14 protein-coding genes are annotated in these 14220 nt (G+C 39.9%); 2 read left to right on the top strand and 12 right to left on the bottom strand.

Features of this window, described 5'->3' with window-relative positions:
- The first annotated feature begins 3 nt into the window (after positions 1 to 3).
- Both AB1401_01510 and AB1401_01505 read left to right on the top strand, forming a co-directional pair.
- Complete coding sequence (locus AB1401_01510) at positions 4 to 489, top strand: PilZ domain-containing protein (GenBank protein ID MEW6614133.1); 486 nt, start codon at positions 4 to 6, stop codon at positions 487 to 489.
- 26 nt (positions 490 to 515) lie between these two features.
- Complete coding sequence (locus tag AB1401_01505; protein ID MEW6614132.1) at positions 516 to 2273, top strand: AAA family ATPase; 1758 nt, start codon at positions 516 to 518, stop codon at positions 2271 to 2273.
- Between the two features lie 143 nt (positions 2274 to 2416).
- Here the strand turns inward: AB1401_01505 and AB1401_01500 are convergent, their stop codons facing one another.
- The 12 genes from AB1401_01500 to iorA all read right to left on the bottom strand — a co-directional run bounded on the left by AB1401_01500 (position 2417) and on the right by iorA (position 14181).
- A complete protein-coding gene (locus tag AB1401_01500; GenBank protein MEW6614131.1) occupies positions 2417 to 3718 on the bottom strand; it encodes a phenylacetate--CoA ligase in 1302 nt (433 codons plus the stop codon).
- A gap of 22 nt (positions 3719 to 3740) precedes the next feature.
- Entirely contained in the window at positions 3741 to 4478 is a 738-nt protein-coding gene (locus AB1401_01495; protein ID MEW6614130.1) for an ABC transporter ATP-binding protein, read from the bottom strand.
- 81 nt (positions 4479 to 4559) lie between these two features.
- Positions 4560 to 5342, bottom strand: coding sequence for an ABC transporter ATP-binding protein (locus tag AB1401_01490; protein ID MEW6614129.1), 783 nt, complete (start codon positions 5340 to 5342; stop codon positions 4560 to 4562).
- A gap of 6 nt (positions 5343 to 5348) precedes the next feature.
- Positions 5349 to 6293 (bottom strand): branched-chain amino acid ABC transporter permease, encoded by a 945-nt coding sequence (locus tag AB1401_01485; GenBank protein ID MEW6614128.1) that lies wholly within the window; start codon positions 6291 to 6293, stop codon positions 5349 to 5351.
- A 14-nt stretch (positions 6294 to 6307) separates the two neighbouring features.
- On the bottom strand, positions 6308 to 7207 hold the full coding sequence (locus AB1401_01480) for a branched-chain amino acid ABC transporter permease (protein MEW6614127.1): 900 nt from the start codon (positions 7205 to 7207) through the stop codon (positions 6308 to 6310).
- 82 nt (positions 7208 to 7289) lie between these two features.
- On the bottom strand, positions 7290 to 8465 hold the full coding sequence (locus tag AB1401_01475) for an ABC transporter substrate-binding protein (GenBank protein MEW6614126.1): 1176 nt from the start codon (positions 8463 to 8465) through the stop codon (positions 7290 to 7292).
- Positions 8466 to 8611: 146 nt separating this feature from the next.
- Positions 8612 to 9043: an ACT domain-containing protein gene (locus AB1401_01470; GenBank protein ID MEW6614125.1), complete on the bottom strand. Its 432-nt coding sequence runs from the start codon at positions 9041 to 9043 to the stop codon at positions 8612 to 8614.
- Positions 9044 to 9063: 20 nt separating this feature from the next.
- Positions 9064 to 10365 (bottom strand): phenylacetate--CoA ligase, encoded by a 1302-nt coding sequence (locus AB1401_01465; GenBank protein ID MEW6614124.1) that lies wholly within the window; start codon positions 10363 to 10365, stop codon positions 9064 to 9066.
- Positions 10366 to 10388: 23 nt separating this feature from the next.
- Complete coding sequence (gene yidD, locus AB1401_01460; protein ID MEW6614123.1) at positions 10389 to 10715, bottom strand: membrane protein insertion efficiency factor YidD; 327 nt, start codon at positions 10713 to 10715, stop codon at positions 10389 to 10391.
- 124 nt (positions 10716 to 10839) lie between these two features.
- Positions 10840 to 11802 (bottom strand): tetratricopeptide repeat protein, encoded by a 963-nt coding sequence (locus tag AB1401_01455; protein MEW6614122.1) that lies wholly within the window; start codon positions 11800 to 11802, stop codon positions 10840 to 10842.
- Between the two features lie 2 nt (positions 11803 to 11804).
- Entirely contained in the window at positions 11805 to 12386 is a 582-nt protein-coding gene (locus AB1401_01450; GenBank protein MEW6614121.1) for an indolepyruvate oxidoreductase subunit beta, read from the bottom strand.
- Positions 12379 to 14181 (bottom strand): indolepyruvate ferredoxin oxidoreductase subunit alpha, encoded by a 1803-nt coding sequence (gene iorA, locus AB1401_01445; GenBank protein MEW6614120.1) that lies wholly within the window; start codon positions 14179 to 14181, stop codon positions 12379 to 12381. Before iorA ends, AB1401_01450 begins: the two co-directional genes overlap by 8 nt.
- Between the last annotated feature and the right edge of the window lie 39 nt (positions 14182 to 14220).

The raw sequence follows: 14220 nt of genomic DNA, 5'->3' as shown, positions 1-14220 counted from the left end.
AAAATGAGATGGTTACGATTTGAAAGACGCAAATGTACAAGGATAGATGCATCACTGGATGTACGATTGGTAATAATTGGTGAAGGGAGTGAAGGATACATTACCTCAAGGACCATATTGGCTAAGACAGAGACTATTTCTACCAACGGTGCTTGCCTGATAACCAATGTTGTACAGATTGATGGGCTCCATATTTGTTCATCTATATCAGGCTTAAATAAGAATAAATTAAAATTAGAGATTGATTTGCCATCAAATTATAAAACTATAACTCTTACTGGGGAAGTTTGTTGGTATGATCTTGCATTTGAAAGCGATGAATACCTTTATAAAGTCGGAGTGTCATTTATAGATATGAACGAAGATAATAAAGAAACACTAAACAGTTTTATTGCAATACAAAGGAAAGAAAGGAAAAAGCAGGTAAGATTATTTCTTAAAAAATTTGACTTTTTACGTTCCATTGTTATTTTGTTTATACTAGGATAATATAATTGTAAGGACAGGTTATTTTGATGCAATATACAAAAGATAAACTTCCAGATCCTAAAGAGCTTGAAAAAGAACTCAACGACTATCTCCAAAGAAAATATGGGGGACATGTCAAATTGGCTTTACCTACTTTCTTTCCTAGGTTTGACTCTGACTATGTCGATTCTGAAAAAGGAGACAAAAAAGGGGAGCCCGTAAAAATCAAGTTCGATATGAAGCCTGAAGAACTTGAGGCGTATCTGGATGAGTATGTTGTTAAGCAGAAAGAGGCAAAAGAGATACTTGCAACTAAAATATGTACTCATTTTAATAGGATAAGGTTATTGGAAGACGATAAGAAAGCCGGGGCATATGGAATCTTTGGTAATATAAAAAACAATATAATAATGATTGGTCCTACAGGTGTGGGGAAGACATATCTCATCAAGCTGATAGCCAAAAAGATTGGAGTACCCTTTGTAAAAGGCGATGCAACAAAATTCAGCGAAACAGGTTATGTAGGAGGCGATGTTGAGGATCTCGTAAAGGACCTGGTAAATGAAGCGGATGGCAATATCGAATTGGCTCAATACGGGATAATCTACATAGACGAAATAGATAAAATAGCATCTAGCGGTAATATAATAGGTCCCGATGTATCCAGGACTGGCGTTCAAAGAGCCCTTCTTAAACCATTGGAAGAAACTGAGGTAGACTTAAAGGTTCCACATGATCCGATGTCTCAACTGGAAGCAATAGAAGAATACAGGAAGACCGGAAAAAGAAAGAAAAAAACTATCAATACAAAGAATATTCTCTTTATAGTAAGCGGGGCGTTCGATGGCATGGAAAATATTATTAAGAAAAAACTAAATGAACAAAGAATTGGTTTTGATGCTGGCATAAAGACGGAAGGCAAAAAAACTGAATTCCTAAAACATGTTAGCGCCGAAGATTTTATAAATTATGGCTTTGAATCTGAATTTATTGGAAGATTACCAGTAATAGCTGTATACGAAAAATTAGGAATAGATGATTTGTACCAAATTCTGAAGAACCCTAATAGTTCAGTAATCATCAGCAAAATAAAGGACTTTAAAGCTTACGGAATAGATGTACAATTTGAGGACGATGCTTTATATATGTTAGCAGAGAAAGCTTATAAAGAAGGAACCGGTGCCCGTGGTCTCGTTAGTTCAGTGGAAAAGGTTCTGTTAAAATTTGAGAAGAAACTGCCATCTACTGATATAAGAAGGTTTGTAGTTACAAAACAGACTGTAGAAAACCCCGAGAGAGAACTTGATAAATTAATCATAGAACCCAATGATGAAAAGATGCAAGCAAGATATGAGAAACTACTGTTACGAGAAAAATCGGATAAAAAGAAATCTTTAAAGAAGCACGAGAAAGAATTCCTCAGCAAATTCCGGGTTAATCTTACAAATAACAGAATAGATTTAATAGTCGATAGGGCAATAGATAAAAGGATGGATATTAATTCAATTCTTGAAAAAGTTTTGTTAACTATTAGAAAAGTAAAAGAATTTGAAGAAGAGTTTCTAAACAAACATTCGTTCAAAATAACTTTTTCTGATGAAGCGTTAGACAAGATAGCTAAAAATTCTATGGAAAGCAACAGAGATGTCTTTGATGTTTGCACTGAAATCTTAAAGAACTATGAACATGGAATTAAATTGATCAAAGAAAAGACAGGATTGAATGAATTCTTCATAACCGAAGAGGCAGTAGATGACCCTGAGGGCTATCTTAACAGGTTAATAAGAGATTCTTATATTAAGTAGCCCCCCCAACATAATGTCTGATAAGATATATTATGTAAACTTTGATATGGGCAACAATCGGAAACCCCTTCGAATTGCTTGCCCTTCCCCCAAATTCCAATTTCTATAAATATAGATACCGCAATACCCAATTCCTTAACTTGTTAAATAACCCTATTGTCAATTATTCTTTTGTACTTTTTTAAATCCCTTTCCATAGATTGAGGTTCCACAAGTTTAACGTCAACGTTAACCCCTAATACACTGGAAAGCCTCTGCTTAATATTCTCTAAAAGCTTCCCCTGTTTTTTCATCTCATCAAAGAATATCCTCTCTGATACTTCCACTAACACTTTCAGCACATCCATTCTGTCCTTTCGGTCAATAATCAATTGAAAATGAGGTTCACATCCTTCAAACTCATACAAAACCTGCTCGATCTGGGATGGAAACACGCTAACACCTTTGATTATCAGCATGTTATCTGTTCTTTCCATGATCTTTTCTATTCTAACGCAGGTTCTACCACACTCACATTGTTGCCAATTTAATTTTGTTATGTCTCCTGTTCGGAAACGAATCATGGGGAATGCCTCCTTGGTAAGGGTGGTAATGATTAGTTCCCCTTTTTCTCCAGGTGGCAAAACGGTGCCTGTTGAGGGATCGATAATCTCCGGAATAAAATGGTCTTCGAAGAGATGGAGTCCATCTTTATATTGGCATTCAGTAGCAACCCCAGGCCCTATCACCTCACTCAATCCATAGTTATCTACTGCATCGATATATAATCTTCCTTCTATCTCTTTTCTCATATTTTCTGACCATGGTTCTCCACCGAATAGACCGAGTCTTAAATTCAATGTTTTCGGATCAATTTCCATATTTACCATGGTATCCGCTATCCTTAGGGCATAGGATGGGGTACACACCAGCGTGGTAGTCTTATAATCCTTCATTATTATTATTTGCTTTTCTGTATGCCCGGAAGATGTAGGAATTACCGAAGCACCTATCCTCTCTGCACCGTAATGGAGTCCAAAAGCACCTGTAAGTAACCCATATGCGAACGCTATCTGCACCATATCATCTTTTGTAACCCCACCAGCGGTTAATATACGGGCAGCTAAATTGCTCCAGTTTTTTAAATCGTTTTTTGTGTAACCAACAACAATAGGTTTACCTGTCATTCCCGATGTAGAATGCAATCTTACAACCTCCCTCAGAGAGACTGCAAACATGTCGTAGGGATAACTGTTTCTGAGATCTTCCTTTGTGGTGAAAGGAAGGTTGGACAAATCCTGAATCGACCGGATATCTTCAGGCAAACCATTAAGTTTATCAAATATCTTTCTGTAAAACTGCACGTTTTTATACACCCTGTTTAGGGTAGACTGTAGTCTTTCCAATTGCAATTGTTCCAGGTCTTCCCTTGGCATACATTCATAATCTTTATCCCAAATATTCATTTTAAATCTCCCAAAAGGGGGGTTACTCCCATATTTCCTTCTTTTCTTTCCCTAGATATGCCCTTTGAACCTCCTTGTTGTTAAGGAGGCCCTTACTATTTTCTTCCATTATAATCTTCCCTGTCTCTATTACATATCCTCGATCAGCAAGCTGGAGAGCGGCTTTGGCATTTTGTTCTACTATCAGTATGGTGGTTTTGAGTTCATCCCTGAGCTTGGATATCATTCTAAAGATATCTTTGCAGATCATCGGAGCCAGCCCCATAGAGGGCTCATCTAAGAGAAGCAGAGAGGGCTTTGACATTAATGCCCTGCCAATTGCTAACATCTGTTGCTCCCCCCCACTTAAGGTACCTGCTATTTGATTTTTCCTTTCTCTAAGTATAGGGAAAAAAGAAAAAATTTCTTCTATGTCTTTTTTCAAGTAAGGTTTGTTTTTTCTGCTGTACCTATGGTATGCCCCTAGTTCCAGGTTGGTTGATACGGTTAAAGGGGCAAATATTTGCCTTCCCTCTGGGATCTGAGATATCCCCATCTTGACTATTTGATTAGTAGGAAGACCTAAAATATTGACTCCCCTGAAAATGGCCTCCCCTTCCCTAGGAGGAGTAATCCCAGAGATGGAGTTTAAAACGGTTGTTTTACCGGCACCGTTGGCCCCTATTAATGCTACGATCTCTCCGACATTGACATGTATTGAGACGTTTTTCAGCGCATGAACCTTTCCGTAATATGTATTTATATTTTTTATCCTTAGCATTTTATGCCTTATGCTGTCATTTGTGTTGATTTAGCCTTAATTTTAAAGATTATTATGCACATTAGTAAAGCAAAGTTTTGCTTAATCTTCTCCCAGGTATGCCTTTATCACTTCATCATTCTCCTGGATCTCCCTGGGAAGTCCTTCTGCAATCTTTTGACCAGAGTTGAGTACCATAATTTCATCTGATATACCCATTACTAACTCCATATCATGCTCTACCAGGAGAATTGTAATACCCCTACCCCGTATTTCTGTAATCAAACGGGATAGGTTTTGGGTCTCTTTCGTATTTAGACCTGATGCTGGCTCGTCAAGCAATAGCAATTTGGGCTCGGTAGCCATAGCCCTTGCGATTTCTAATAGTCTTTGTTTTCCAAAAGGAAGATTCTCCGGGGACTCGTCAAACCTATCTCCCAAACCAACAAATTCGAGATACTCCATAGCCCTTTTTCTGACCTCTTTTTCTTCTTTTCTTTTCTTTGGCAACGACAGGATCGAACTCATTATACCAGAACTGGTCCTTGGGTGTCTTCCAATCATAACATTCTCTATAACAGACATATTACTAAACAATTGAACATTTTGGAAGGTGCGGGATATACCCAAGGAAGAAATTCTGTAGGATTTAAGTCGAGTGATAGATTTCCCCTGAAATTGAATCTCGCCACCGGTTGGCGGTAAAATCCCTGAGATCAAATTGAAAACCGTGGTTTTACCTGCTCCATTCGGTCCAATAATGGCCTTTATCTGGCATTCCCTTACCGTAAAATCCAGATCAGAAACAGCCACCAATCCTCCGAAGGTCTTTTTAATTTCAGAAGCATGGAGTATCATATTGTCCGTTGTCCGTTTTATATTCATAAAAGGTTACAGCTTTTTGATTAATCTGTTAAATAGATATTCTAACCCACCGCTTAATCCCCTAGGCAAAAAAATCATTATCAAAAGAAGAACAGCACCATAAACAAATATTTCAAAGTCTTTTAAAGCCCTTAAGAATTCTGGCAGTATGGTTAAAAGGGCAGCCCCGATTAAGGCGCCCCAGACACTATGCATCCCTCCTATCACCACCATCATCACCAAAAGGACTGAGAAAAAAAGGCTAAAAGAACTTGGACTAACAAAAGTTACGTAATGGGTGTATAGACTACCTGCAACAGAGCCAAAAACAGCACTAATCAGAAAGACCTGAATTTTGAGTTTGCTGGTGTTAACCCCCATGGCATTTGCTGCAACTTCACTATCATGAATCGACCTGAGTGCCCTACCTATCCTGGAATGAATCAAATTCAGCGAAAGGGCAAGGATCAGCAATAAGAATGCCCACACAAAAAAGTAGTATTTTATATCTGTGTTCATGACATATCCGGCAAGAGAAATTTTTGGTATATCTCCAATCCCAGACGGTCCACCGGTAATATCTGTTAGCTCATTAAATACTATGTAAGTAATTTCTCCAAAACCCAAAGTGGCCATGGCGAGATAATGACCCTTCAATTTCAAAGACGGAATGCCTATAATCAACGCTATACAAGAAGATAAAAGGATACCTAGAAAAAAAGCGCTCCAGGGGTGAAAACCTAATTTGGCAGTGAGGACTGCAGAAGTATAAGCACCAAGCCCGAAGAAGGCAGCGTGACCGATAGAGATTTGTCCTGCATATCCCATAAGCAGGCTTAGTCCGATGGCAATGATTCCGTGGATGCCTACAAATACCATAGTGCTTATGTAGTAGGTATTGGTAACAATGAAAGGAAAAACAACCAGGCAGACAGTGAGAAATAAGAGTATAAGAGAGTCTTTCTTATCCATAAGAACTCAAGAACCTAAAATTTTTTAAATTCACTTATCTCAGTAACCCCGAAGATTCCACTTGGCTTAATAAAGAGAACGAGTAGAAGTACCAAAAGGGCAATGGCATCTTTGTACCCAGAGTGAATAAGACCTGCCCCCAATGACTCCATAATTCCCAGGAGAAGCCCCGCAAATATTGCCCCATAGAAATTCCCCAAGCCACCCAGGACAGCCGCCCCAAAACCCTTTAAACCTAAGATAGCACCATTGTCGTAAGCCATCAGAGTAATAGGTGTTATAATGATGCCTGCAATGCCTCCTATGGCAGCTGACAAGGCGAAGGATAAGAGAACCATCCGTTTGACGTTGATTCCCATCAGGCTTGCTGCTGTTCGGTTAACAGCACAGGCTGTCATTGCCTTTCCAATGATGGTGTATTTGAAAAAAATGGATAACAATACCACGACGATAACTGTTATTCCAACGATCCAGATATACTGGGGGTTGAGAGATGCCCCTATAAAAGCGATACCCTTTTCTCCTGAGAAAGGAGGCAGAAAATGGGTATCCTTCCCCCATATTAACATGGCAATACCCTTAAACAGGATGGAAACTGCTATGGTCACAATAATCAGAGTGACTACTGTAGGCTTTTTTATAGGAGAAATGGCAAATCTCTCCATGATAATACCGACTAAGGTAAGAATAAGAACTGTGAGGAGAAAACCCAAAACCAGGGGAAATTTAAGCATCACAGTAAATAATATCATGATGAGTCCTCCCAGCATTACAAACTCGCCCTGGGCAAAATTTATGATTGAGGTTGAATTATAGATAATATTAAACCCAATGGCTATTATTGCATAAACACTTCCTATAGTAATCCCGCTGAGGATATACTGTATAATCTGGCTGTATAGAGGCAATCCCACCTCCTGTAAGAAAAAACTGAGACCATCTTTGGAAAGGAAAAATGGTCTCAGTCTCGGGTTTGGTTGAACATATATTTATTTCTTATTTTTTATATAGATCGAATTTTCCTTTTTTTACAGTAAGCATTTCCAGAGAATCCAATCCAAGCCCTGTGTGATCGGTTGGAGAGAAGTTAAAAATACCACCTGTCCCAACAAAACCCTTCTTATTCTCTATAAATGACCTCATCTTATCCTTGTCGGGACCAGAAGCCTTTAAAGCAGCCACAACGAGATTCAGGGCATCCAATGCATGCCCCCCAAAGGTGCTGACATCTTCTTTATGCTGAGATTCATATGCCTTTTTGTATTCAACAAGGAGTTTCTTCTGAGGATGTTTTTTATTCAAGGATTCTGCTACCAGCACTCTGCCACAGGGGAATATAACACCTTCAGCAGCTTCTCCAGCTGCAGCAGCATATTTTGTATTGCCAAAACCGTGACTCTGATATAGTGGTATGGTAATCCCAAGTTGTATCCTATTCTTCATAACTGTTGTCTGTGCGGGAAGGATGGACCAGTTCACGATTGCCTGGGCTTCAGTACCTTTGATCTTGGTCAATTGAGGTGTCAAATCTGTGTCTTTGGGGCCGTATGTCTCATCTGAAACAATTGTAATTCCAAACTCAGGGGCATACTTTTTAAGTTGTTCCCGGCCCTGGGCACCAAAACCCGTTGTATCTGTAATTATGGCAACCTTAATAATACCACTTTTCTTCATATGTCCATAAATCCTTTGAACTACATGACTGTCCTTTTGAGGTGTTTTAAATATCCACTTTCTTTCCTTATCGGTCTTTGGATCATGAACTATTGCCTCTGCTGCTGCACAGGACACCAGTATCTGTTCTGCCTCTTCCATTATTGGAACAACAGCCATGCTTTCACCGCTTGTCGATGGTCCCACTATAGCCAGTACCCCTTCCTTTAAGAGTTTCTTGGCAGCCAAAACGGCTGCAGTAGGATCTCCTTTGGTGTCTTCGATTAAGAGTTTCAGGGGGTGACCATTGATTCCCCCAGCCTTATTAACCTTATTTTCAATCCATACAGCTGTTCTTCTCTCAGGTTCACCCAGCCAGCTTGCAGGACCTGTAAATGCAAAGAGACAGCCAATCTTATACGGCTCCTTTACCTCTGCCTTCTTTGCGAAACCATTAACGGATAAGGCAAGACCCAATAACAGTACTCCTCCTAAAATTAGCAACTTTCTTTTAACCATATCTGTCCCCTCTCCTTCTATTACTTAGTTTATAGTTATATGCTTGTAGTCAATTGTATTAGTTTAGTTATGCAGCTAATTTTCACCTCCTCTCCACATCTGCCATTACACAATTCCCGTAAGTGCAAATTTTAGCTTCACAGGAGTCAAAATTGATACAATTTCTCTCCTTTTAAAATAGCTATATTATTCTTTTGCAATACATCAATGGCCTTATCAGTTTCATCAAACCTGCAAATAATTATAGCATTTTCTCCGCTTCGTTCAACGAAAGCATACATATATTCAACATTAATGTTATGATCTGACAGGACACCCAGGATACTCGCCAGTCCCCCCGGCTTATCTTCGACTTCCACTGCAACCACCTCGGTTTTTCCTACTGTAAACCCGTTCTCTTTAAGTACATCCCTGGCTTTTTGTGAGTTATTTACAATCAATCTCAATATCCCAAAATCGGTGGTGTCAGCAAGGGAAAGTGCTCTGATGTTTATCCCTGCTTCACCCAGGACTCTGGTAACCTTTGCAAGTCTCCCTGACTTATTTTCTAAAAACACCGATATTTGATCTATTTTCATCCTGTAACTCCTTTTTTAACCTATATCTTCCTTTTATCTATTACCCGTTGTGCCTTGCCTTCACTCCTATGAATGGTTTTTGGTTCAACAAGTTTAACTATAGTAGAAACACCTAAAAAGTCTTTAATGTCCTTCTCAATTCTTTTGCCCAATATCTGCAAGTTTTTTATCTCATCAGAGAAGACCTTTTCATTGACTTCAACCTGTACTTCAAGGGTATCCATGGTGCCTTTCCTATCTACAATCAACAGATAATGGGGTTCAATACCTTCTATGTTCATCAAAATACTCTCTATTTGAGACGGAAAAATATTTACCCCTCTGATGATCAACATGTCATCGGATCTGCCACTCACTCTTTCCATTCTGACAAATGTCCTTCCGCACACACAAGGCTCTGGATTCAGCACAGAGATGTCCCGTGTCCGATATCTTATCAAAGGAAATGCCTCTTTTGTTAAAGTAGTAAAGACAAGCTCCCCCCTTTCACCATAAGGCAGGGGTTCGCATGTTTCAGGGTTTATAACCTCCACAATAAAGTGATCTTCGAATACATGCAATCCCCTCTTAGCTTCCATACACTCTACAGCCACTCCAGGGCCTATTATTTCACTTAGTCCGTATAAATCAATAGCATGTAAGTTGAGTTTCTTCTCTATCTCTTCTCGTATCCCTTCTGACCACGGTTCTGCACCAAAAAGACCTGCTTTAAGTTTAAGATTTTTAAAATCTATTCCCATCTCCTCCGCTGTTTCAGCCAGAGAAAGGGCATACGAGGGTGTACATGTGAGTATCGTTGAACCAAAGTCTTCCATTATCATAATCTGCTTTTTTGAATTACCGCCGGACATAGGGATCACCGATGCACCTAATCTTTCAGCTCCATAATGTAATCCAAGCCCTCCTGTAAACAAACCATAACCATAAGAATTATGAATGATATCACCCCTTGTTGCTCCTGCAGAACTCAATGCCCTGGCCATAAGTTCCGCCCATGTTTCTATATCCTTTTTGGTATATCCAACTACTGTAGGTTTCCCTGTTGTTCCAGAAGATGCATGGATTCTGACTACACTCTCAAGGGGCACTGCAAACAAACCATAAGGATAATTGTCCCGAAGGTCTTGCTTATTGGTAAAAGGCAATCTCTTCAAATCATCCATAGACTTGACATCTTTGGGTTTAAAGCCCTTTTCATCAAAAGCGTTTTTATAAAAAGGGACATTAGTGTACACTCTTTCTACAACATTTTGCATTCTCTTTAGTTTCAGGGCTTCCAGTGCCTCCCTGGGCAATGTCTCAAATTCCTTATCCCAGATCATAACTGCCTCCTTTGTTTGTCCGCCTATTTCTCACTTAGCCAGAAATCATTGTTTTCCACTGGATCGTAGTATCTCCGGATACCATTGACTATCACTGTGGAAGCGGATGTCATTTCATCTCTCTCATGCATCAACCTATCCGCAATCATAACAAAACCCAGAAAAGGCCCATGTTTTCTCAGGGCCTGAATGCTGTAGTCTGAGCAGGCAGGATACATAGGACAGCGGTCACCGTCCACAGGAGATATTACATTCTGAAAAAACTTAATCCCTTTTATAAATACCATGTTAAGTATAGATTCGTCCCCTGCCTTTTCTCTAATAACCTTGTTTTTTGAATCTTTTTCCAAAAAAGATTCCTCTACACATTGCCCACGAAAGGAATCTTCTCCAGAAAAAGCAGGTAAATTTCCACATACAGTAATTGAAAAAAAGAGGGAGATAAATACAATCAGTCTGTTCATAAGAATCTATTTAAAAATAAAAGTTGAATGCCAGATAGTATGATTTATTCGCCGGATTAATTCGAAGGGAAAAGCCCCTTTTTTCCTTTAGTCCCTTGATATACTCATTCTTAAGGCGTTTATTGTATTTATGAGCACTGCCTACAGCACTATATATGTTCCCAAAATACCAGCCTAATTCGAAGAATGTCAAAATCCCTGCCACAGCGTAATTTTCATTATTGTAGGATTCCACAGCACCCCAGATAAAAGCCCCATTTAATAAAAGGGCAGTTGCACCGTCTCTTTTCCGTCCTGTATAAAAATGACCAGCTCCCGGGAGAATGGCAGCGAAAGTTCCTGCTAAAGCCGGCGATTTTAGAGGAAGTTTGTCCATCTCTCCCAAACCAGAGGCAAAGCTTTCAGCAAAATGGTAGAGATCGCTCTCCTCCCCTATTCTCTTGAAACTACCAAGAGCCTCCACCCATTTCTCTTCCTCTACATAGCTCATCGCTATCTGCAACATGGCGTCGTCTATAAGTTCACTGGTAGCAAGAGAATCTATAATCTTTTTGAATTGTTTCCTGGAAGAGGAGTAGTCCTTTTTGTGAAAGTAAGCCATTCCAGTAAGATAATAGGACCTGCCAGTTAACTTGCCCTCAGGAAACTTATCTCTCAACCTTTCAAAGGCATGAACGGCTTGCTCCCATTTTTTTCCGTTGAAATATGCCTCTCCTATCTTAAAATATGCCATTTCCAAAAGGCTGCTTTCAGGGAAGAAATAGATAAACCTTTTGTATTCTGTAATTGCCCTGAAGTAATCTCCTTCATCAAATAGCTCTCCGGCAAGTTTAAACTGAGAGGCTTCACCTATAACTAAGCTTCTATTCTTGGTTTCTGGTTTTAATTCTTCTGCTAAAACAGAGCAACTAAAAAAAATTGTGGAGATTATGAAGAAAAGTATAAGTATAAAATAAGCAAAAGACCCCCGCACCTCTAACCTTCTTTTCTACCCAATCGAAACGCCTCAACATTAATATCAATCAGTTTTTCAGGAAATACCTTTGACATGGCATCTATCCAGAAATTCTCCTCCACTCTGATGTGCCTTGATAATACTCCCAGGAGTACGATATTTGCTGTTCTGGCATTGCCTATCTTTAGCGCCAGAGCCAATCCATTAACCAGATGAAAATTCGGGAATTTCTTTTTAATGGTTTGTGATACATCTCTGGGATATTCATCAATGCCTAAAGACACTGATGGAGGATTGACAGTATGGTCGTTAAGGATAACCATTGCATCTGGTTTCAAGAATCCAAAATATCTAAGGGCTTCTAACTGCTCAAATGCAAATAGGATATCTACCTCCCCCTCTTTAATAACAGGAGAATAAACCTTTTTACCAAACCTTATATGAGTATTAACACTCCCTCCCCGTTGAGACATTCCATGAACTTCGCTCTTTTTTACATCGTATCCAGCATTCATAAGGGCGTAGGTTAAAATTTCACTGGCAAGAATAATTCCCTGTCCTCCTACCCCTACTGCCAGAATATTGGTGTTACTATCAGGCATTTATCTCTCCAATCGCATCAAATTTACATAGTTGCTCACAAAGTCCACAACCATTACAAAGCATATTGTCGATAACTGCAATCCCTTTTCTCTTTTTATTGTCAGAAGTTAGCTTATCTCTCTTAGAAACACTTTTAATGTTTTTCCATTCTATTGCAGGACAACCCAGTTTGATACAGGCTTTACATCCGTTACATTTCTCGTCAAAGACCGTGAAAGGTTTTGAGGGCTTTGTGCGCTGGCTTTTCAACAAGACACAGGGTGCCCGGGAGATGATTACCGATGGTTCTTTTCGAAAAATCTCCTCTTTTACAGTCTCTTCTACTGTCTGAAGATCAAAAGGATCAACGGTTCGGACATGCTCAACCCCCAATCCTTTGCAGAGTTCAACCAGGTCTACCTTCTTAGTCGTCTCTCCTTTAAGGGTCAGACCGGTACCTGGATGCTCCTGTCTCCCTGTCATGGCAGTAGTCTGGTTGTCAAGGATAACCACTGTAGAGGACCCCCTATTGTAGACTATGTCCAACAGACTCGTTATCCCTGAATGCAAGAATGTAGAATCTCCTATTACAGCGATAACCTTGCCTACTGCTGCATCTCCCAATGCCTTATCTAACCCCATGGCATGTCCAATACTCCCACCCATAGATACACATGTGTCAATAGCAGACAACGGGGGTAAGAACCCAAGAGTGTAACATCCGATATCCCCGGCAACAAAGAGTTTTAATTTGTTAAATATATAAAAGATACCCCTGTAACCACATCCAGGACACATATTGGGAGGCCTTGGCGGAAGCTTCAGAGGAATATCCTCCTTCACCCCTTGCTTGGAAGAAGGGGAAAGGACCTTTTCTACAATTGAGGGATTAAACTCTCCACATATGGGGAATATATCTTTACCTACAATATTTATTCCCATCGCCTTGATTTGTTCCTCTATGTAAGGATCCAGTTCTTCAACAACGTAAAGTTTCTTCACCTTACCGGCAAATTCTTTGATTACCTTCTCTGGCAATGGGTATGTGAGCCCCAGTTTCAGATAAGAATAATCAGGAAATACCTCTTTGGCATACTGATACGATACTCCGCTGGTAATAATCCCCAGATTAGCATTATTGATCTCAACCTTGTTCTCTGAAAATTTATCGGCGAAAGTCTTCAGTCGGCACAGCCGTTCTTCAACAATAGGGTGTCTTTTTCGTGCATTTGCAGGCAGCATTACTAACTTTGTAGGATTTTTTACTATCTCTAGTGGTACAGGTGACCTTTGGGGTTCATAAATCTCAACAATTGATTTTGAGTGGGAGATTCTGGTAGTTGTCCTGACAAATACGGGGGTATCATATTTCTCACTTATCTCAAATGCTATCTTTACGAATTCTTTGGCTTCCTGGCTGTCACTGGGCTCAAGCATCGGGATCTTCGCAAATTTAGCGTAGTTCCTGTTATCCTGTTCATTCTGCGAGCTATGCAGCTCTGGATCATCGGCAGTAATAATCACCAGTCCACCCTTAACACCGGTGTAGGAAAGGGTAAAAAGGGGGTCAGCAGCTACATTTATGCCAACGTGCTTCATTGCTACAAGCACCCTTGCGCCCCCAAAACTGGCTCCAGCCGCAACCTCCAAAGCCACCTTTTCGTTGGGTGACCACTCGGCATAAATACCCTGATATTTTGCTATATTTTCCAGAATCTCAGTGCTTGGAGTTCCAGGATAACCAGTAGCAACAGTAACCCCGCATTCATAAGCACCTCTGGCTATTGCCTCATTGCCGGATAACAACTCTTTCATAGTTCACCTTTCACAATCCAATCTCAAACAATATATTGA

Source organism: Thermodesulfobacteriota bacterium (genome assembly GCA_040757775.1).
Lineage (GTDB): Bacteria > Desulfobacterota > UBA8473 > UBA8473 > UBA8473 > UBA8473.
The sequence above is the reverse complement of the archived record's forward strand: the minus strand, read 5'-3'. Positions and strand labels throughout refer to the sequence as shown.